Origin of the sequence: Streptomyces sp. NPDC088817 (assembly GCF_044750345.1) — a bacterium.
GTDB lineage: Bacteria > Actinomycetota > Actinomycetes > Streptomycetales > Streptomycetaceae > Streptomyces.
Genome location: NZ_JBIVJN010000003.1, coordinates 265,451 through 285,829 on the forward strand (window position 1 = coordinate 265,451; position 20,379 = coordinate 285,829).

Annotated in this window: 15 protein-coding genes; 5 read left to right on the forward strand and 10 right to left on the reverse strand. The window is 73.5% G+C overall.

Translation table 11 applies throughout. The features are described from left to right. Nucleotides 1–45: 45 nt before the first annotated feature. Both ACIP4X_RS07370 and ACIP4X_RS07375 read right to left on the reverse strand, forming a co-directional pair. Nucleotides 46–3,675 (reverse strand): ATP-dependent helicase, encoded by a 3,630-nt coding sequence (locus ACIP4X_RS07370; RefSeq protein WP_401347122.1) that lies wholly within the window; start codon nt 3,673–3,675, stop codon nt 46–48. Between the two features lie 312 nt (nt 3,676–3,987). Then, nucleotides 3,988–4,374 (reverse strand): MGMT family protein, encoded by a 387-nt coding sequence (locus ACIP4X_RS07375; protein ID WP_358729036.1) that lies wholly within the window; start codon nt 4,372–4,374, stop codon nt 3,988–3,990. Nucleotides 4,375–4,560: 186 nt separating this feature from the next. Here ACIP4X_RS07375 and ACIP4X_RS07380 point away from each other — a divergent pair, with 186 nt between their 5' ends. Both ACIP4X_RS07380 and ACIP4X_RS07385 read left to right on the forward strand, forming a co-directional pair. Next, on the forward strand, nt 4,561–7,395 hold the full coding sequence (locus ACIP4X_RS07380; RefSeq protein WP_358729034.1) for a lysylphosphatidylglycerol synthase domain-containing protein: 2,835 nt from the start codon (nt 4,561–4,563) through the stop codon (nt 7,393–7,395). Between the two features lie 72 nt (nt 7,396–7,467). Next, nucleotides 7,468–9,009: an alpha/beta hydrolase gene (locus ACIP4X_RS07385; protein ID WP_401347126.1), complete on the forward strand. Its 1,542-nt coding sequence runs from the start codon at nt 7,468–7,470 to the stop codon at nt 9,007–9,009. Between the two features lie 22 nt (nt 9,010–9,031). On the opposite strand, the gene ACIP4X_RS07390 is transcribed toward ACIP4X_RS07385, so the two are convergent. From ACIP4X_RS07390 to ACIP4X_RS07425, 8 genes are all read right to left on the reverse strand, one after another. Next, nucleotides 9,032–9,475, reverse strand: a complete 444-nt coding sequence (locus ACIP4X_RS07390) for a hypothetical protein (RefSeq protein WP_358729030.1) — start codon at nt 9,473–9,475, stop codon at nt 9,032–9,034. A gap of 225 nt (nt 9,476–9,700) precedes the next feature. Then, nucleotides 9,701–10,879: an adenylyltransferase/sulfurtransferase MoeZ gene (gene moeZ / locus ACIP4X_RS07395; RefSeq protein WP_358729028.1), complete on the reverse strand. Its 1,179-nt coding sequence runs from the start codon at nt 10,877–10,879 to the stop codon at nt 9,701–9,703. Between the two features lie 63 nt (nt 10,880–10,942). Next, nucleotides 10,943–11,692 carry a spherulation-specific family 4 protein gene (locus ACIP4X_RS07400; RefSeq protein ID WP_401347130.1) on the reverse strand — a complete coding sequence of 250 codons (750 nt, stop codon included), beginning with the start codon at nt 11,690–11,692 and terminating at the stop codon, nt 10,943–10,945. After that, complete coding sequence (locus tag ACIP4X_RS07405) at nt 11,680–12,642, reverse strand: NAD-dependent epimerase/dehydratase family protein (protein WP_358729024.1); 963 nt, start codon at nt 12,640–12,642, stop codon at nt 11,680–11,682. Before ACIP4X_RS07405 ends, ACIP4X_RS07400 begins: the two co-directional genes overlap by 13 nt. A gap of 285 nt (nt 12,643–12,927) precedes the next feature. Beyond that, a complete protein-coding gene (locus tag ACIP4X_RS07410) occupies nt 12,928–14,139 on the reverse strand; it encodes a hypothetical protein (protein WP_391456703.1) in 1,212 nt (403 codons plus the stop codon). Next, on the reverse strand, nt 14,136–15,875 hold the full coding sequence (locus ACIP4X_RS07415) for a DUF3492 domain-containing protein (RefSeq protein WP_401347135.1): 1,740 nt from the start codon (nt 15,873–15,875) through the stop codon (nt 14,136–14,138). Before ACIP4X_RS07415 ends, ACIP4X_RS07410 begins: the two co-directional genes overlap by 4 nt. Before the next feature lie 231 nt (nt 15,876–16,106). Beyond that, nucleotides 16,107–17,228, reverse strand: a complete 1,122-nt coding sequence (locus ACIP4X_RS07420) for a DUF3152 domain-containing protein (protein ID WP_401347137.1) — start codon at nt 17,226–17,228, stop codon at nt 16,107–16,109. Between the two features lie 620 nt (nt 17,229–17,848). Beyond that, nucleotides 17,849–18,991, reverse strand: a complete 1,143-nt coding sequence (locus ACIP4X_RS07425) for an alpha/beta fold hydrolase (protein ID WP_401347139.1) — start codon at nt 18,989–18,991, stop codon at nt 17,849–17,851. Between the two features lie 219 nt (nt 18,992–19,210). On the opposite strand from ACIP4X_RS07425, the gene ACIP4X_RS07430 reads away from it, so the two are divergent. The 3 genes from ACIP4X_RS07430 to ACIP4X_RS07440 all read left to right on the forward strand — a co-directional run bounded on the left by ACIP4X_RS07430 (nt 19,211) and on the right by ACIP4X_RS07440 (nt 20,304). Then, the gene (locus ACIP4X_RS07430; protein ID WP_358729014.1) at nt 19,211–19,423 is read left to right on the forward strand and encodes a hypothetical protein; all 213 of its coding nucleotides are present in this window, start codon (nt 19,211–19,213) and stop codon (nt 19,421–19,423) included. An 84-nt stretch (nt 19,424–19,507) separates the two neighbouring features. After that, nucleotides 19,508–19,663: a hypothetical protein gene (locus ACIP4X_RS07435; RefSeq protein ID WP_391456694.1), complete on the forward strand. Its 156-nt coding sequence runs from the start codon at nt 19,508–19,510 to the stop codon at nt 19,661–19,663. Further along, nucleotides 19,660–20,304 carry a TetR/AcrR family transcriptional regulator gene (locus tag ACIP4X_RS07440; RefSeq protein ID WP_358729011.1) on the forward strand — a complete coding sequence of 215 codons (645 nt, stop codon included), beginning with the start codon at nt 19,660–19,662 and terminating at the stop codon, nt 20,302–20,304. The genes ACIP4X_RS07435 and ACIP4X_RS07440 overlap by 4 nt, the downstream gene beginning before the upstream one ends. Nucleotides 20,305–20,379 lie beyond the last annotated feature (75 nt).

Here is a 20,379-nt window from a genome sequence, read left to right on the forward strand (position 1 = left end):
GAAGAACACGCAGGTCAGCGCCGGTGATGCCGTTGGTCACGCGGTTCACTCGACGATGTGGCGCCCCTCCGGCCGCGCGCTGCACGAGGCCCGGAAGGCGCAGTGCGCGCAGTGCTGCCCGGCCGTCGGTGTGAACCGCTCGTCGAGGACCTTTCCGGCGGCGGTGGCCAGCAGCTCGCCGGCCCACTCCCCCTCCAGCGGCTCCTGCGTCTGCACCTTGGGCAGGCTGTCGCCGCCGTCCCGCTTGGCCGCGCCCTGGCGCAGCTGGACGAGCTCGGCGCCGCCCGGCTCGGGGCGTGCCCCGTCGAAGACCTCGTCGACCGCGCCCTCACGTACGGCGAGCTGGTAGACGGCGAGCTGCGGATGGCGGGCCACCTCGGTCCCGGTGGGCGCCTGCTTGCCGGTCTTGAAGTCGACGACGTAGGCACGTCCCTCGCCGTCCGCCTCCACGCGGTCCATGGAGCCGCGGATCCGGACCTGGTAGCCGCCCGCCTCCAGGGTCACGTCGAAGTCGTGCTCGCCGGCCACCGGGGTGCGGCCGGCGCGTTCCAGGACGTGCCAGTTCAGGAAGCGTTCCAGCGCCACGCGCGCGTGTTCCTTCTCCTGGGCCGACTTCCACGGCGCGTCGAACGCGAGCGCGTTCCACACCGTCTCCAGGCGTTCCATGAGGACCGCGAGGTCGGCGGGGCTGCGTCCGGAGGCGACCTCGTCGGCGAGGACGTGCACCACGTTGCCGAAGCCCTGCGCGGCGGTCGCGGGTGCGTCGGCCTTGACCTCGCGGCTGAGGAACCACTGCAGTGCGCACGTGTTGGCGAGCTGGTCGAGGGCGCTGCCGGACAGCGCCACGGGCTGGTCGCGGTCGCGCAGCGGCACCTTGCTCTCGGTCGGCTCGTCCATCCCCCACCAGCGGTAGGGGTGGGCCGCGGGCACCAGCGGGCGGCCCTCGTCGTCGGCGAGCGCGGCCAGCCGGGCCAGCCGGTGCGCGGCGGCCTGCCGGAGGGTGGCGGAGGCGTTCGGGTCGACGGTCGTGGCCCGCAGCTCGGCGACCAGTGCCGCCACCGACAGCGGGCGGCGCGGGCGGGAGGTGACGTCCCTGGGTTCGACACCGAGCTCGGTGAGGAAGCGGGAGGGCTGGTCACCGTCGTCGGCGGGAGCCTTCACCGCGGTCACCACGAGCCGCTCACGCGCGCGTGTGGCGGCCACGTAGAACAGCCGCCGCTCCTCCGCGAGCAACGCGCCCGGGGTGAGCGGGGCGGCGAGTCCGTCGCGGCCTATGCGGTCGGCCTCCAGCAGGGAGCCGCGGCGCCGCAGGTCCGGCCACAGGCCTTCCTGGACGCCCGCGACGACGACCAGGCGCCACTGCAGGCCCTTGGACCGGTGCGCCGTCATCAGCCGCACGGCCTCGGGGCGCACGGCGCGCCGGGTGAGCGTGTCGGCGGCGATGTCCTCGGCCTCGATCTCGGCGAGGAAGTTCAGGGCGCCCAGGCCGCCGGTGCGCTCCTCCGCGCGGGCGGCGGTCGCGAACAGCGCGCACACGGCGTCGAGGTCCCGGTCCGCGTTGCGGCCCGCGGCGCCGCCGCGCCGGGCCGCGCGCTCCAGGCGGGAGGGCCACGGTGTGCCGTTCCACAGGTCCCACAGCGCCTCCTCCGCGGTCCCGCCGCCCGCCAGGCGCTCCCGTGCCTTCCTGAGCAGCGCGCCGAGACGCTGGGCGCCACGCGCGTACGTGGGATCGTGCGCGACCAGGCGCTCGGGTTCCGCGAGCGCCCTCGCGAGCAGCTGGTCCGAGGGCGGGGGCAGCGGGTTGCCCGCGGCGCGTTCCTCCTCGCGCAGCGCGCGGCCCAGGCGACGCAGGTCGGCGGCGTCCATGCCGGCCAACGGCGAGGCGAGGAGAGCGAGCGCGGTCTCGGTACCGAGCCAGCAGACCCCGGCCTCCACGTCAGCCTCGGCCTGCCCTTGGTGCTGCACGAGGACGGCCTGCTCCTCGGTGCCGGCGGCCTGCGCCCCGGCAAAGGCCGCACCCTCTTCGGTGCCGCCCGCCGACTCGTCGACAGCCACCTGCTCTCCGGCGTCGGCCGCCCCCGCCTCGACGGCGGCCGCCCGCATCCCGACGTCAGCCGCCCGCTCCCCGGTGCCGCCAGCCCGCCCATCGGCGCCGCCCGCCGGCTCCTCGTCGCCGGCCGCCGGATCACGGGTGCCGGTCGGCTGCGGCTCGGCAGCCACACCCGGCTCCCCGACAACCACCACCGGCTCCCCGGCGACCGCGTCCTCCGAGTGTCGGCCCGTTTCCGCCGTGGCTACCGCCCGTAGGGCCGTCAGCAGGGGTGACACCGCCGGCTCGTGGCGCAGGGGCAGGTCGTCGCCGTCGATGTCCAGCGGCACTCCGGCGGCCGTCAGGGCGCGGCGGAGGCCGGGGATGGAGCGGCCGCCGGCGCGTACCAGGACGGCCATCTCGCTCCACGGGACACCGTCCTCCAGGTGCGCCCGGCGCAGAATGTCGGCGATGTTGTCCACCTCGGTGCCCGGCGTCGGGTACGTGTGGACCTCGACGCGGCCCCCGTCTCGCACCGGGGTGAGCTCCCGGTGGGCGCGGACCTTGTCGGCGGGCAGGCGGGTGAGCGGCATCCGCCGGGTCAGCAGCCGGGTCGCGGCGAGCAGGGCGGCGCCCGAGCGCCGGGAGGTGCGCAGGACCCGCACGGGCGCCGGAGTGCCGTCCGCGCCCGGGAACGTCTGCGGGAACTGAAGGATCCCGTTCACGTCCGCGCCCCGGAACGCGTAGATCGACTGGTCGGGATCGCCGAACGCGAGCAGGGTGCGGCCGCCCCCGGCCAGCGCGCGCAGCAGCCGCACCTGGGCCGGGTCGGTGTCCTGGTACTCGTCGACGTAGACCGCGTCGTACCGCGCGGCGAGCCGTTCGGCGACCTCGGGGCGGCGGGCGAGGAGCACCGCGCGGTGGACCAGTTCCGCGTAGTCGAGGACGCCCCGCAGGTCGAGGACGTCGAGGTACTCGGCGAGGAAGGAGGCCGCGGCCTGCCAGTCGGGGCGGCCGATGCTGCGGGCGAAGGCGGCCAGGGCCTCGGGTCCGAGGCCCAGTTCCCGGCTGCGGGCGAGGACCGCGCGGACCTCGTCGGCGAAGCCGCGGGTGGTCAGGCAGGCGCGCAGCTCGTCCGGCCAGCGCACGTGCGCCAGGCCCAGCCGCTCCAGGTCGACCTGGCCGGCCAGCAGCGAGCGGACGGTCACGTCCTGCTCGGGTCCGGACAGCAGCCGCAGCGGCTCGACGAACAGTTCACTGTCCTGGTGGGCGCGGATCAGGGCGTAGCAGAACGAGTGGAAGGTGGTCGCCTGCGGGACGTGGGCGGCGCCGGTGCGCAGCGCCATGCGGTCGCGCAGGTCGACGGCGGCCCTGCGGCTGAACGTCAGCACCAGGATCCGCTCGGGGTCCTGGCCGTCGGCGATCCGGGCGGCCACGGACTCGATCAGCGTGGTGGTCTTGCCGGTGCCCGGACCCGCGAGAACGAGCAGCGGACCGGTCCGGTGGTCAACCACGGAGCGCTGCGCTGCGTCCAGCCGAGGGGGATCGGGTCTGGCCGGCGGGGTACGCACCAGTCGGTAGGCGCCACGGTCCCCCTGCCGCGCCCGGGGGTGCGGCAGGTGCCTGGTGGAGGAAGAGGAGCTCACGTGGTTCGCCGGTCCTGGTGGGTGTGCTGGGGTCTGTCACGGCCGGCGCGCGGCGCCGTCGTCGCGGGGACGGACGGCCCGGCCGGGAGGGCGGTGGCCGCTGGGGTGAGGTGGACACGCGGAGCCGACGCTACGCCGCCGCCGGGCGCGGAAGGAGCGCTTCGCCCTCTTCCCACGCCTCCCCCGGTCCTCCCTCGCCGCCGCCGTCACATGTGTCCCTCCACCCACGAACGTACGGCATGCGACGGGCGTGCCCCGATTCCCCCGTACGGGCCATGGACTCCCCATGGCCCCCTCGAATGGCGGAAGCTGTCAGGTGTGACCCTGCGCACGCTCGCCGCCGTCCCACCGGGCCCGTCTCATGTCGAGGCGGGGCAGGTGGCCCTCCGCCGCCCTGCTCGCCTCCTTGAGGGGTGTGCCCTCCGTGCGGTAGTGGGCGAGAGCGCGCAGCTCGTGGCCCGGGAGCAGGACCCCGTCGGCGCGTACGACCCGCCACCACGGGACGGCGCCGCCGTACAGGGCCATCACGCGGCCCACCTGGCGGGGGCCTCCCCGCTCCAGCCACTCGGCGACGTCGCCGTACGTCATGACGCACCCGGGCGGGATCGTCTCGGCGACTTCCAGGACCCGCTCGGCGTACTCGGGCAGTGCGTCGGGGTGCTCGGGGCGGCCGTCGTGCGGAGGGCTCACTTCGCTCATCCGTCCCATCCTGCCCCACCCCACCGACAGCGGACCGGGCCGCGTCCGGGGCGCGGCCCGCGCTCCCCGGCGGCGCCTCCGGCGGACTGTGCGGCGGCGCATATGCACCCTGATGCCCCCGTGTGCCGGTGGAACATGCCACCATCGTGCGGGCGGTGACCGGTGATACGAGACCAAGAAGAGATCATGAAGCAGCAGGGCGTGCACCCCGATGACGCGGAGGGCACCTCTGGGGCTTCGTCGCATCCCGGCACCGGCGGCGCACACACTCCGAAGGCGCAGGACGAAAACGCTCCGAAGGCGCAGGACACGGACGCTCCCAAGGCGGCCAGGAAGCCCGCGGAGGAGGAGGCCGTGACGCGCGCCGACGAGATCGAGGGCGACGAGCCGCTGCTCCCCGCGCGCGTGCACCGCCCCTCCGACCTGATGCGGCTGCTGGTCGGTGTGCTCGCCATCGTCGTCCTGCTGGCGATCGCCGGGTTCGCGCACGGCACCACCTCGGGCCTCGAACAGGACATCAACAAGGGCACCGGTCAGGCACCCGATCTGCTCATCAAGATCGCCGGACTGGTGTCCAGCATCGCGATCCTGCTGGTCCCGGTGGCCTTCGCGATCGAGCGACTGATCAAACGGGACGGGCTGCGGATCGCCGACGGCGTGCTCGCGGCCGTCCTCGCCCACGGGGTGACGCTCGCCACCGACCTGTGGGTCGCCAAGGGCGCCCCGCACTCGATCCAGGACGCGCTCACCCAGCCCTCCCCCAGCAACGTCCACGCGCTCACCGATCCGGTGCACGGCTACCTCGCTCCCGTCATCGCATACATGACGGCGGTCGGCATGTCCCGCCGGCCGCGCTGGCGCGCGGTGCTGTGGATCGTGCTGCTGCTCGACGCCTTCTCCATGCTGGTCACCGGCTACACCACACCGTTCTCGATCATCCTGACGGTGCTGATCGGCTGGACCATCGCCTACGGCACCCTGTACGCGGTCGGCTCGCCGAACGTCCGGCCCACGGGACGCACCCTGGTGGCGGGACTGCGGACCGTCGGTTTCCACCCGGTCGGCGCGGCCCGCGAGGAGGTCTCGGAGACCGCCGACAGCGGTGATCGCGGGCGGCGCTACTTCGTCACCCTGGAGGACGGACCACCGCTGGACGTCACGGTCGTCGACCGGGAGCAGCAGGCACAGGGCTTCTTCTACCGCGTGTGGCGCAACCTCACGCTGCGCGGTCTGGCCACCCGCCGCAGCCTCCAGTCGCTGCGCCAGGCCCTGGAGCAGGAGGCGCTGCTCGCCTACGCGGCGATCGCGGCCGGAGCCAACGCGCCCAAGCTGATCGCGACCTCCGAGCTCGGCCCCGACGCCGTGATGCTCGTCTACGAGCACACCGGCGGCCGCACGCTCGACTCGCTGGCGGACGAGGAGATCACCGACGAGTTGCTGCACCGCACCTGGGAGCAGGTGCGGGCGTTGCAGTCACGGCGCATCGCGCACCGCAGGCTGGCCGGAGACGCGATCCTGGTGGACCGTGCCCGCAAGGTGATCCTCACCGACCTGCGCGGCGGCGAGATCGCGGCCGGTGATCTGCTGCTGCGCATGGACATCGCGCAACTGCTGACGACGCTCGGCCTGCGGGTGGGCGCAGAGCGCTCCGTCGCCTCGGCGGTCGGTGTCCTGGGACCCGACGCGGTCGCCGACTGTCTGCCCATGCTCCAGCCCATCGCTCTGACGCGGTCCACGCGCGCGACGTTGCGCAGGCTGGCCCGGGAGCGGGCGCAGCGGGAGCGCGAGGCGGTCCTGGAGACGTCCCGGCAGGCCAAGCAGGCCCGCCTTGAGCAGGCCGCCCAGGACACCGGCGGGACCGGCCCGGTCGGCTTGGAGAAATCAGACAAGCCGGAGAAGCCCGAGAGGTCGGAGAAATCAGGGAAGCCCGACAAGAAGGACAAGAAGGCCGAGCGCGCCGAGGCGCGGGCGGAGAAGCGGGCCATCGGCGAGGCCCTGGAGGAGGCCCGTGAGGAGGATCTGCTCACCCAGATCCGCCACCAGGTGCTGCGGATCAGGCCGCAGGCGCCGGTCGAACCGGCCCGGCTGGAGCGGATCCGCCCCCGGACGCTGCTCAGTTTCATCGCGGGTGCCATCGGCGCCTACTACCTGCTGACCCAGCTCACGCACATCGAGTTCGGCACGCTCTTCGCGCATGCCCAGTGGGGCTGGGTGATCGCGGCGGTGCTCTTCTCGGCACTCAGTTATGTCGCGGCGGCGATGGCGCTGCTGGGCTTCGTGCCGGAGCGTGTCCCGTTCGTGCGGACCGTGGCGGCGCAGGTCGCCGGCTCGTTCGTGAAGATCGTGGCACCGGCCGCGGTCGGCGGCGTGGCCCTGAACACGCGCTTCCTGCAGCGCGCGGGCGTGCGCCCCGGACTGGCGGTGGCCAGTGTCGGCGCCTCGCAGCTGTTCGGGCTCGGCTGTCACATCCTGATGCTGCTGTCCTTCGGCTATCTGACCGGCACCGAGAAGACGCCGTCCCTGTCGCCGTCCCGGACGGTCATCGCGGGTCTGCTGACGGTCGCGGTGCTCGTGCTGGTGGTCACCTCGGTGCCGTTCCTGCGGAAGTTCGTCGTCACGCGCGTGCGTTCCCTCTTCGCGGGGGTCGTGCCGCGCATGCTGGACGTGCTCCAGCGGCCGCAGAAGCTCGTCACCGGCATCGGCGGCATGCTGCTGCTGACGTTCTGCTTCGTGATGTGCCTGGACGCCTCGATCCGGGCCTTCGGCGACCAGTCGACCTCGCTCAGCATCGCCAGCGTCGCGGTCGTCTTCCTCGCGGGCAACGCGCTCGGCTCGGCCGCGCCGACCCCGGGCGGCGTCGGCGCGGTCGAGGCCACCCTCACGGTCGGTCTGATCGCGGTGGGCCTGCCGAAGGAAGTGGCGGCGCCCGCGGTGCTGATGTTCCGGCTGCTGACGCTGTGGCTGCCGGTCCTGCCCGGCTGGCTGGCCTTCAACCACCTGAGCCGCAAGGGCTCCCTGTAGGGCGCGTCGGGGCCGTACTCCGAACGGCCCGCGTCCCGCGCGGGGGGCGGGCCGCGGCGTGAGGATGGGGTCATGCACAAGCGCCACGGGCTGCGTGCCGCCGCCCTGACCACGACCACCGTCCTGTTGAGCGCCCTGACGGCGGGCTGCGGCGGGCTCTCCGTCGGCGGGGGGCCGACAGACCCGGGGCTGGACTGGAAGAACTGCCCGGCGCCGTCCGCGGCGGAGGGCGGCGGGGCGTCGCCCTCGACGCCGCCCGGCGGCGGCACGTGGCAGTGCGCCACGATGAGGGCGCCGCTGGACTGGAGCAAACCGCAGGGCGACACGATCGACATCGCGCTGATCCGGGCGAAGGCGACCGGGCCCGGCAAGCGCATCGGCTCGCTGCTCTTCAACTTCGGCGGACCGGGCGGCTCCGGCGTCACCACGCTGCCCGCGATCGCCAAGGACTACACCAAACTGCGCACCCGCTACGACCTGGTGAGCTTCGACCCGCGCGGGGTGGGGCGCAGCACCGGCGTGAAATGCAAGACCGACGCACAGCTCGACCAGTACTTCCAGCAGGACGCGGTGCCGGAGACCGCCGCCGAACGCGCCACGTTCGTCAACAACACCAGGCAGTTCAACGCCACCTGCGAGAAGAACTCCGGGAGGATCCTGCCGCATGTGCGCACCACCGACGCCGCCCGCGACATGGACCTGATCCGCCAGGCGCTCGGCGACTCCAAACTCCACTACTTCGGGATCTCCTACGGCACCGAACTCGGCGGCGTGTACGCCCATCTGTTCCCCAAGCACGTGGGCCGCGCCGTCTTCGACGCGGTCGTCGACCCCACCCAGACGCCCGAGCAGACGTCCCTCGGCCAGACCAGGGGCTTCCAGCTCGCGCTCGACAACTTCGCGAAGGACTGCGCCTCGAAGGGCGACAAGTGCCTGATCGGCAGCAGCGTCCAGGACGTCGAGAACCGTGTCGCCGCACTGCTCAAGAAGCTCGACACCAATCCGATCCCCGGCATCTTCCCGCGCCGGCTGACCCGGACCGCCGCGACCAACGGCATCGCCCAGGCCCTGTACTCCAAGGAGTTGTGGGCCCCGCTCGTCGAAGGGCTCCAGCGGGCCTACGCGGGCAACGGCGAGATCCTGATGCTGCTGTCCGACGCGATGAACGGCCGCAGCACCAACGGCCAGTACAACAACCTCGCCGCCGCGAACGTCGCCATCAACTGCGCCGACCAGAAGCAGCGGTACACGCCCGCCTTCGTGGAGCAGAGGCTGCCCGAGTTCCGTGCCGCCTCTCCGGTGTTCGGGGACTTCCTCGCCTGGGGCATGCTCAGCTGCACCCAGTGGGCGGTGCCGGGTGCGGCCGTGCACGCCGACGTGAGCGCGCACGGTTCGGCGCCGATCCTCGTGGTGGGCAACACCGGCGACCCGGCGACTCCGTACGGGGGCGCCAGGAGGATGGTGGACGCGCTGGGCAAGGGAGTCGGCGTCGAACTCACCTGGCACGGCCAGGGGCACGGCGCGTACGACAGCAAGGACCCGTGCGTGCAGAGCGCGGTGAACAGCTATCTGCTCGACGGAAAGGTGCCACCGGCCGGAAAGGTCTGCGCATAGCCGCGGAGGGCCACACATCCCCTCATCGCCACTGCGCCCACGGCGGCGGGACCGGAACCCAGTCCGGGCCGCGGTGTTCCAGCCACCACCGGCCGATGACGTGGAACTTCTCCTCGAAACCGCGATCCCAGTTGAGGAACCCGGTGAGCGGCGCCCGCAGGCGGGTACGGCGGCCGCCCGCCTCGTAGATCACGACGGTCCGGCTGCCGAAGAAGGACTCGATCTGGATGGCCTGGACGTTCGACCACGGGATGGTCCGCCGGCGGAGATTGTGCACGACGGCCGCCGACGGCGTGAGAGTGACCCCGAAGAACCGCGAGGCGATCAGCGCCAGGGACAACAGGGAACCCCACGCGAACAGTCCTGGGACGACCACTTGACCGCCCATGTCCAGCCAGAGGGAGACCTGGAAGGTCACGGCCATCGTGCCGGGCAGCAGTGGCAGCAGACGCTGGGGCCACGTCAACCGGAAACGGACACGCTCCGGTCGTATGGCCGTGACCTGCGATTGCACCATGAGTCCCCCGCCCCTCACCCCATGCGGCCGACGTCGGCCCCTCACCGACAGGGCAGCATGGCGGACCAGGGGGCGCGCTGTCCATCCGCGGCCCGGCGACGGCGGAAGCCCACGGCGTCCGAGGTGGTCGGAGCCGTGGGCTTCCTCAGTCCCGCCGGTGAGCGAGACCGTCTGTCAGTAGACCGGCTTGTGCGGTTCGATCTGGTTGACCCAGCCGATCACGCCGCCGCCGACGTGCACGGCGTCCGCGAAGCCCGCGGACTTCAGCACGGCGAGGACTTCCGCACTGCGGACACCCGTCTTGCAGTTCAGGACGATCTTCTTGTCGTGCGGGAGGCTCTCCAGGGCGGAGCCCATGAGGAACTCGTTCTTCGGGACCAGCCGGGCACCCGGGATGGAGACGATCTCGAACTCGTTCGGCTCGCGGACGTCGATGAGCTCGATGTTCTCACCGTCGTCGATCCACTCCTTGAGCTGCTTGGGAGTGATCGTCGAGTCGGCGGCCGCCGCCTGGGCCTCTTCGGAGACGACGCCGCAGAAGGCCTCGTAGTCGATGAGTTCGGTGACGGTCGGGTTCGTGCCGCAGACCGCGCAGTCGGGGTCCTTGCGGACCTTGACCTGGCGGTACTGCATCTCCAGGGCGTCGTAGATCATCAGGCGGCCGACCAGCGGCTCGCCGATGCCCGTCAGCAGCTTGATGGCCTCGTTGGCCTGGATGGAGCCGATGGACGCGCACAGCACGCCCAGGACGCCGCCCTCGGCGCAGGAGGGGACCATGCCGGGGGGCGGCGGCTCCGGGTAGAGGCAGCGGTAGCAGGGGCCGTGCTCGGACCAGAAGACGGAGGCCTGGCCGTCGAAGCGGTAGATCGAACCCCACACGTACGGCTTGTTGAGCAGCACGCACGCGTCGTTGACCAGGTACCGGGTCGCGAAGTTGTCCGTGCCGTCGACGATCAGGTCGTACTGGCTGAAGATCCCCTTCACGTTGTCGGCCTCGAGCCGCTCCTGGTGAAGGACGACGTTCACGTACGGGTTGATGCCCTTGATGGTGTCCCGCGCGGACTCGGCCTTGGAGCGGCCGATGTCGGACTGGCTGTGGATGACCTGGCGCTGCAGGTTCGACTCGTCCACCTCGTCGAACTCCACGATGCCGAGCGTGCCGACGCCCGCCGCGGCCATGTACATCAGACCCGGCGAACCCAGCCCTCCGGCGCCCACAAAGAGCACCTTGGCGTTCTTCAGCCGCTTCTGCCCGTCCATCCCCACGTCGGGGATGATCAGGTGGCGGGAGTACCTGCGAACCTCGTCTACGGTGAGCTCGGGAGCCGGCTCGACCAGGGGTGGCAGCGACACGGGGACTCCGTTGGTCGGTCAAACACTACGGTTGTTCTCCTCGTAACACTGCCACGCCCTTCTTCATTCCGAGACACCTTGTCCGATCTGCGAGACGATTTCGTCCCAGTAACCGGGCACGGTCTCCCAGGGTGCGGTCCGGCCGTCGCGGTCGGAGCGGTCGGTGAACCAGATGGTCCCCGCCCCCTGCCAGCGGGCGATGCGCAGCGCCTCGTCGAGGTGGCCGCGCGGGACTCCGTGCACGAAGTGGCAGAAACGCTGGGGCGGATGATCGGCGGTCCACTCCGCGACCTGCGACCAGCGGTAGTCGCTCCACGGGCCGCGGAAGGTCACCAGTTGGTCGGCGTGCTCCGCGTAGCCGGGGTGCGGGTGGGTGCCGTGATCGAGGACGATGTGGGTGTCGTCCCGCAGGGCCCGCAGCGCGTCGGTCGTCCGGCGGACCTCGGGCAGCCCGGCACGGTCGGCGGGGCAGTGGTCCAGCAGGAAGCCGTCGGCCCGGTACCACTCCAGGTAGCGCCGGGCTTCGGAGACCAGCTCGACGAAGGACCGGGCGCCGTGCGCGGCGTCGAGGTGGCCGAGGACGCGGACGCCCGCGTTGCGCAGCCGTCCCGCCGCCTCCAGGCAGTGCGGGTCGGGCTGGACGCCGGGGCCGTCGGCGACGTTGAGGACGACCCAGTGAAGGGGCGTGCCGGGCCGGGTGAGTTCGTTCCACTCGGCCGGGGCGAGCAGGGGATGGGCCCAGCCGGGGACACCGAGTCCGGTGCGCAGCGCGGTGCTCGGGATGCCCACGGGGGTGCTGGTCAGATACGGCACGCCGCCTCCATCCAGATGTCCGCGAGGGACTCCTCCAGGTTGATCCGGGGCCGCCAGCCGAGCCGGTCGCGGGCGGTGCGCACATCGGCCTGCTGCCAGCTGCCGCAGCCGTCGGGGTACGGGTACGCGATCGGGGCGGGGTGGTCCGCCTCCGTACGGGGGTGTCCGATGGCGGCTCTGAGGTGGCCGCCGGGCGGGCCGTCGAGTTCGTGCAGGGCTCCGCCGTATCCGGCGACGCGGGCGAGGATCGCCGCGGCGTCGCGCAGCCGGACGGCCCGGCCCGAGCCGATGTTGATGGCGCCCTGGGCCGCCGAGAGGGAGGCGGCGTGGACGGCGCGGGCCACGTCGCGGACATCGACGAAGTCGCGCTGGACGCCGAGGCCGCCGAGTTTGAGGTCGGCGTCCCCGGACTGCATGGCGCGGCGCATGGCCTCGGCGAGCCGGCCGAGCGGCGACCCGGCGGGGGTGCCGGGTCCTGCGGGCGAGAAGACACGGAGCACCACGGCGTCGAGACCCGAGCCGAGAACCAGTTCGGTGGCGGCGAGTTTGCTGACGCCGTACGGGCCGCCCGGGCGGGGCACGGCGTCCTCGGCCGTGGAGGAGCCGGGCTGGCTGGGGCCGTACTCGGAGCTGCAGCCGAGCTGCACCAGCCGGGCGCCGCAGCCGCTGCGACGCAGGGCCTCGCAGACGGTGGCGACGGCGACGGTGTTGTGCCGGGTGAGGTCGCGGGCGCCGCCGCGGGTGGCTCCCGCGCAGTTGACGACGACGCCGGGGTGGACCGCGTCCAGGAAGCGGGTGAGCGCTCCGGGGCTGCCGGCCGCGAGGTCGAAGCGGACGTCGGCGTCGTCGCCGCGGCCCAGCGCGGTGAGCTGGACGGCCGGGTCGGCGAGCAGACGGTCGGCGACGAAACGGCCGAGGTATCCGTTGGCTCCGATCAGCAGAACCCTCATCGGGCGGCTCCCGGGGTGTGCGCTCCGGTGGCTCCGGATGCTCCGGACGCTCCGGATCGGGCGGTGATCATCTGGTTTTCTCCTTCTAGGGGGTGGTGCGACAGGCTCCGGCGGTGGGTCGCGGGCCTGCGCCGGGTCGGGCGCCCGCGGCCGAACGGGGAACGCGGGCGGCGTCCGTTGCCACGGCCGTACGGAGGCACGCGGGGGTGACCGGGGCCGGCCCCGCGGCTCTGGCGGCAGCCGAGCCCGTCGCGGCTGCCGCTCCGCTGACGGCTGCCTCGCGTCTCACGGCTGCCGCTCCGCCCGTGCGTGGGCGGAGGCCCGGGTCAGCGTGCGGGTCGCGTGCAGGAGCAGGGCCAGGGCGGCGGCTCCGCAGGCGAGGGCCGGTACGCCGCCGGGGCCGCAGGCGGCCACGAGGGCGTCGACCGGGGCGGCGAGGGCGCCGCAGCCGGGGAGGCGAGCGGCGAAGATCGTGGCCTGGGCCGTCGCCTCGCACGCGGCCGCGACGCCGAGGGCGACGGCAGGAGCGTGGGCGAAGCTGTGCGTGGTGAGGAGGCGCGCGAGCAGCAGCAGCGCGCCCAGCGTGAGGCCCTGGGCGTAGCCGGCGGGCTCGTCCAGGACCGCGCCGCACACGGCGAGCAGGGCGGCCAGGCCGCACAGGAACAACCCGAACGTGCCGAGCAGCAGGGGCCGTACGGATACGGCGAACTCCTCCAGGCCCCGGCTGGTGGTCAGCTTGCGCCGGGCACCGGTGGTGAAGCGGTGCGTGGTCCAGGCGGCCGGCCCGCAGGCCAGGGCGAGGGCCAGCACGGGGGCGGTGGTCAGGGGCCAGGACCCGGCCGCGGTGAAGTCGGGCAGTCCTTCGGGCCCGCCGTCGACGGCCGCGCCGAGCAGGCCGTCGCCGAGGAGGGCGTAGCCGAGGAGCCACCACGTCCAGGTGCGGGTGCCCGGCGTGTGCGTGCCGGGGGGCGTGCGCCCCTCCGCGCTCAGCGGGCCGCGGCGCAGTACGGCGCGCAGGGCCAGGCCCACGGCCACGACGCCGAGCGCGGCGACGCCCAGCCGGGTCCGGCCCCCGGTCAGGCGGAGTCCGGCGACGGCAGCCGCGCACAGGATGCCGGGCAGCAGGCCGAACGCGATCGCGCCGAGGCCGAGCCGGGGCGCGGCGGCGGCCTCGTGCCGCGGGGGTGTCTCGGTGTCCCGGCTGATCCGGGCGTACATCTCCTCGGCGAGCGAGAAGACGTCGCGGTGGCGGAAGCGGGCGGCGGTGCGGTCGGTGACTCCGTGGGCCTCCAGGCCCGCGGCGATCTCCAGGGGGTCGACGGCCCGTTCGCACAGCTCGCGGTGACGGTGCATCAGCACCTTGACCGGGTCCGCCGCACCACGCCGGGAGGATACGGAGAGGCCCGGGTCGAGGGCGGGGCCGCCGTCGAAGCCGTCGCCCGGACCGCCCCGGCCGGCCGGGGTGGCGAGCTGGTCCTCTGTTCTCGGGCCGGTCATCGGGGAGCCTCCGTGGTGGTCGTGGGGGCCGCGTACCCCGTCGGTGAGCCGGTGGCCCAGCTGGGGCCCGAGCGTGCCGGGAAGCGGTCCGCGCCCCGGGTCCAGCGGCCGGGCACATGGGCCTCGGCGGGCGCGGCGAACGGCAGGGGCTCGCCGGTCTCGTCGAGCACGACCCGCCGGACCGGGCAGTGCGACACGACCTCCAGGTAGATGCCGTGGAAGGCCGCGATGTTCTGCTCGACGGTGAAGAGTTCGAGCGCGCGGGCGCGGGCCGCGGCGCCCAGGCGCGCACGGCGCTCGGGGTTGCGCAGCAGGTTCACGCACACCTCTGCCAGCGCCCGCGGATTGCGCGGGGGCACGACGACCCCGGTGCCGCCGACGACCTCGACGACCGCGCCGACGTCCGTCGAGACCGTCGCACGGCCGCAGAGCATGGCCTCGGCCAGGCCGAGCGGGAAGCCCTCGACCACGCTCGACAGGACGACCACGGCACCCGAGGCGTAGGCGTCGGCGAGGGTCGGCACCTCCGGGCCGCCGATCTCCTCGAAGGACACCGGGTTGTCCCCGACGGTGTGCGGACCCGCGGCCTCGTCGGGGAAGAGCTGGGCGGCGAGCACCCTGCAGTGGCCCAGGTAGGCGGCGCCGTCGGAGCCGGTTCCCGCGCTCACGATCCGCAGCCGTGCCTTCGGTTCCTGCCGGTGCACCTCGGCGAAGGCGTGCAGCAGGGACACCAGGTCCTTGGCGGGCCCGACCCGGCCGACCCACACGAGCGTGTACGGGTCGGCGGCCTCCGGCGACTCCCCGGCCTCGGCGAAGGGGGCGGCGTCCATGCCGGGGTGGACGGTGCGCAGCTTGGCGCGGTCGGCGCCGCAGCGCTCCTGCCAGCGGCGGGCGTGCGCGTTGCCGTGGGTGACGACGGCGGCCCGCCGGTAGACCTCGGCGGCGAGACCGCCGTGGAAGGCGGCGAGCAGCGCCCGCACGGCCGGAGCGGTGCCGTCGGCGCCGGCGGCGAGGTAGTGCGCGCGCAGGTGCACGCCGTACTCGGTGACCAGCAGGGGCACCCCGGTGAAGTGGTGGGCGAGCAGTCCGGCCAGGGCCGCCGTGCCGCCGGCCGCCGCGTGGCAGAGGTCGGTCGCGCCGAGCCCGTCGTCCTCGTACCAGTCGAGCGACAGGGGGCTCAGCGTCTGCCGCAGGTGCGCGGCGACCGCGAGCAGGTCGGGGACGCGGGCCTCGCGCGCCGCCCGCGGTGCGCCGGGCGCGCGGCAGGCGCGTTCCAGCGCGCGGACGGCGGATTCCGAGCGCAGCGCGCCCGTCAGACCGCCCTCGTCGCGGGCGAGTTCGGCGAGGCCGTACAGCGCGCTGCTGAAACGGTCCGCCTCAAGTCCGGCGCCGCCCGTGCCGGCCGCCCTGCCTGCCTCGCCGAACTCGCGCAGATCGCCGCCGCTCGCCGCGACCAGCCCCGACGCCAGCTCCCCGTAGCACTCGGCGAAGCGCCGGCGCGCACGCCGTCCGTACACGGCGCCGTCGTCCTCGGCCGCCCACGGCGACGCGGTGCGGACCCGGCTGACCTGCGGCGGCAGGGGCACCCACCCCTCGTCCTCCTGCTGCCGGCTGCGGCTGAGCGCGTAGAGGTCGAACTCGTGCCGTTCGAGCCCGCGCACGAGCCGTTCGCACCAGAATCCGGCGTCACCGCTCACATACGGGTAGCCACCCTCCGTCACCAGTCCGATGCGCACGCGTGCACCCCCGCTCTCCCGTCTGTCCCGTGTGGGGAGCCGCCGTCGCACCGGCGGCTCGCAGCGGGACGAACGTATGCGGACATGACGGTGGCGCGATGGACGGTTGTCCATCGCGCCACCAAAAGGGGTGAACGGTCGTAACTTTCCCGCGCGAACGGCGTTTCGTCGCTTCAGGAGATCAACCGGACACGAAACGTCACACCGCGGGCCCGGCCGGCCCGGCCCCGGTCAACTGCCCGGGTAGGGCCAGGCGTTGGGCAGGCAGTGGATTCCGTCGTGGTCCAGGAACTTCGTCTGCTGCTGCATGACCGGCGCGAGCGCTCCGTCCTTGTCGCAGGTGACGTGCCCGTAGCCGAGCCGGTGGCCGACCTCGTGGTTGATCAGCATCTCCCGGTAGGCGTACATCTCGTCGCCGTAGGTCTTGGAGCCCTGCGCCCACCGGTAGGCGTTGATCATCACGCGCTCGGTGGCGGCCGAGTCGCAGGAGACGTTGTCCTCGGTCGTGTCAAGACCGGACTTGGCGCACCATGTGGCGGTGGTGCCCGGGCTGGCGAGCGTGATCACGAAGTCGGGCCTGCCGGAGGAGATGCGCTCGAAGGTGCGGCCGCCGCTGTGGGCCCAGCTGCGGTCGTCGTTGAGCGTCTTCTGCACGGCCGCGGCGAAGTGCTCGCCGTCCAGGCCGAGTCCCTGCTCCACGTCGACGCGGTAGGTGTACTTGCGTCCCGTGCCGGGTGCCTTGGCGAAGCCCGGGACCGCGTCGAACCGGCCGGATCCCTTGAGGGTGGGGCTGAGCGGGTACTTCATGCTCATCTTCTGGTCGTACGTCAGCACCGACAGGTTCGGCGGCACCGCCTTGGCGTCCGCACCCGCGCCCGCGATGTCGGCCGCGTCGGGCGCCGCCCGGTCGGTGGCGGACTGGGAGAGCAGCCCGGCGTCGGACCGGTCGTCGGCGACCTGTCCGGCGACGACCACGGCGAGCACGGTGGTGACGGCGGCGGCCGCGATGCCGGTGAACGTCTTCCCCTTGGTCACGGTGCCCCGCGCGGGCCCGTCGGCCGGTCGCGTGGCGTCGCCGTCCCCGCCGTCCGCCGTGTCCGGCCCGGCCGGGGAGGAGGGCGGAGCCGCGTCCTGGTTCGCGGCGGTGCGCGCGTCCCCGCGGGGCGCGAAGACGTCGTCGTGCTCGCCGAAGGCGTCGAGGTAGTCCTGCCGCGGCCCGGCGGCCGATGTCCGCCGCTGCCGGGGTATGGGGGCGCGGGCACGCCCGGGGGCGGCTGGAGCGGCGGAGCCGCCGAGGTCCGCCGAGTCGCCGAGACCGGCGGCCGTCGGCCCCTGTGCTCCGCTCCCGTCCATGGCATCCGCCCCCAACTGTCCCCAGCCGCCGCCGGCTTCCCGCTGCTCCGGGTGCCCACCGCGAACGCGGGGAATCCCCCCGGCGGGGGTGCCGTCGGCGACTCGCGGAACACCGCGCGCCGGAGTTCCGTCGGCCTGACGCGGCGTTCCATGGGCGGGCGTACCGCCGGACGGACGGGGTCCGCCCTGAGCCGGCGCCCCGTCAGACAGCCGCGGGCCACCGGGCCCAGGGGCCTCGCCTGCGGCCCGCGGAACACCCCGGGCCGGCGTCCCGTCCGCGAAGTGCGGCGCCCCATGGGGACGGGTACCGCCGTCGAACCGCGGGATGCCGTGGGTCGGTGTGCCGTCGTGGGGGCGGGGTCCTCCGTAGGCCGGGCCCGTGGTTCCGGCGGCTCCGGGCGGGCCCTGGCCCGGCCCCGGCCGGCCGCTCGGGCCTCCCCAGGACTCGGCGCCGCCCCCGTACTCGGCGCCGCCCCCGTACTCGGGGGCCTCCTGGCCCTCCGGACCGCCCCCCGGTCCATGCCCCGATGGGGGTGCGCTGTCTTCCCGGTCGGTGTTCGTCTTCGCGGCCTTGCCCTTGGGCGCGGACCCGCGGCGGCTGTGGCGTCCCACGTCGGCCCTCAGCCCCCCGTACTCGCGCCGAAGGAGGCTCCGCCGGTCTCCGGGCCGGAACCGCGAGCACCACCGCCGGTGCCCGCGTCCGAAGCACGGTTCCCGTGGTCGGCCTCGGCACCGGCCCGTGCCCCGCCGTCACCCCCGGCCTCGACCCTGGCACCCGCTTCCGCTTCCGTCATCGATCCGGTCTCCAACTCTCCCGTGTCCACCAGCAGTTCGCGGAACGCGGTGGCCACGGATTCCGGGTACTCCATCATCGCCACATGGCCGGCGTCCGGCAGGGTGAGGAGGCGGGAGTCGCGGAAGGCACGGGCCGCCCGCTGGGCCATGCGGAAGCCGACGAGCTGGTCACGGCCGCCGTAGATCAGCAGCGTGGGCGCGAGGACCCGCTCGGCCTGTCGCCACAGGCCGTGCTGACCGCCCAGCGTGTACGCGTCCACGATTCCGCGCGCGGAGCGCGACATCGCGTCCCAGAAGTATGGCAGCCGAAGCCGCCGCTCCATCTCGCCCACCGCGTTGCGCAGACCCTCGTCCGTCACCCGCCCCGGGTCGCCGTAGCACAGGGCCATGACCCCGCGGACCCGCTGCTCCGCCGTCCACTCCCGGGTGAGCCGGGTGAACAGGGCGGTCACGCCGGGCACCGCGAGCAGGCCGGTCGGCAGGGCGGTGCGCTGCACCCGGAGTTCGGGCAGCGCGGGCGAGACGAGCGTGAGCGTCCGCACGAGGTCGGGCCGCAGCGCCGCGACGCGCGTGGTCACGGCGCCGCCCAGCGAGTTGCCCATCAGGTGCACCGGACCTCGCCCCGAGGCGTCGAGGAGCCGGATGACCGCGCGCGCGTGCCCGGTGACGGAGTAGTCGCCGTCGTCCGGTGGCGGGGAGTCCCCGAAGCCCGGCAGGTCGACCGCCTCGCCGTCGACGACACCGTCGAGCAGCGGCATCAGGGCGGACCAGTTCCGTGAGGAGCCACCGAGGCCGTGCACGTACAGCGCGGGCGGCAGCCCCTCCCGCGCGGGCGACCGCGAGCGCACCGACAGCGTGATGCCCGGCAGTTCGACCGTGCGCAGCCGTTCGTCCTCCTCGATCCCGACGGGCGCCACCCTCGGCAGAACGTTGGCGGGCGGCACGAAAGGCAGCTCGGTCGAAGACATGCGGCAATGTTACGAGACGATCACGTAGTGACTCATGTGTTCGCCTGTGTCAGCTGTCACAGATCATGCGCGCGCGGGACCGCCGTCCGGGCCATGGATCGCATAGCGTCGCCAACGGGTGTCTCATACGCTCGTACAGAGGGCACCCGCACATGGCCCCTGCTTTTCAGGGACACCCGCAGGGACATTCCGCGGCATGCAGCAGGAAGGGAGCCCAGCATGTCATTCGACCCCACCGATCCCGAGACGTACGAGGGCGACGACGCCACGGAGATCGCCGTCGAGGCCCCGGAGGGTGACGCCGCCGAGCAGCACGCCGACGTCACGCCGGACCACGACGAACCCCTCACCGGGGATCCGGACCGCGCCAACGAGGCCGATCTCATCGAACAGGCGCGGGGTGTCTCCATCGACGAGGACGACTACCGGTGAGGGACGGGGCGCGCAGGGTGGCGCGCGGGGCTGCGCTCGGGACGCGTGACGGGAAAGACCGCCGCTGAGCAGGAGCGCAGCCGCATGCCCATCTTGATCCTGTTTGAAACCCTCTATGCCGTTTTGGTCGCTGTCCGGTCCGTGAAATCCTGCGCTCGCACCGCGCACACCACGGTTACCGAAAAGTACGATGGCGACGCGGCGCACACCGCATGTGGACGACTTTGGGAGGCGGCGTGACAGCCATCGAGCAGACAGAGGCGGCACGCCCGCGTGGCACGCGCCTGCCGCGCCGTGCCCGACGGAACCAGCTGCTGGGCGCCGCACAGGAAGTCTTCGTGGCACAGGGCTACCACGCGGCCGCCATGGACGACATCGCCGAGCGCGCCGGCGTCAGCAAGCCGGTGCTCTACCAGCACTTCCCGGGCAAGCTCGACCTCTATCTCGCCCTGCTGGACCAGCACTGCGAGTCGCTCATCCAGTCGGTGCGCGCCGCGCTCGCCTCCACCACGGACAACAAGCAGCGCGTGCGCGCCACGATGGACGCGTACTTCGCGTACGTCGAGGACGACGGCGGCGCCTTCCGGCTGGTCTTCGAGTCGGACCTGACGAACGAGCCGGCGGTGCGCGAGCGCGTCGACAAGGTCACCAACGAGTGCGCCGAGGCGATCTGCGAGGTGATCGCCGAGGACACCGGACTCTCCCGCGCGGAGTCGATGCTGCTGGCCTCGGGCCTCGGTGGGCTCGCCCAGGTGGTGGCGCGCTCCTGGCTGCACAGCGACCGCAGCGTGCCGCGCGACCAGGCGGTCCAGCTGCTGGCGTCCCTGGCGTGGCGCGGCATCGCCGGTTTCCCGCTGCACGGCGTCGAGCAGCACCACTGACCGCCCGCGGCACCGCCGCACCCGGCCGGGCCACCGCCGTACGGGCGTTCTCTTCCCGTCGGCTGTTCGCTCCTG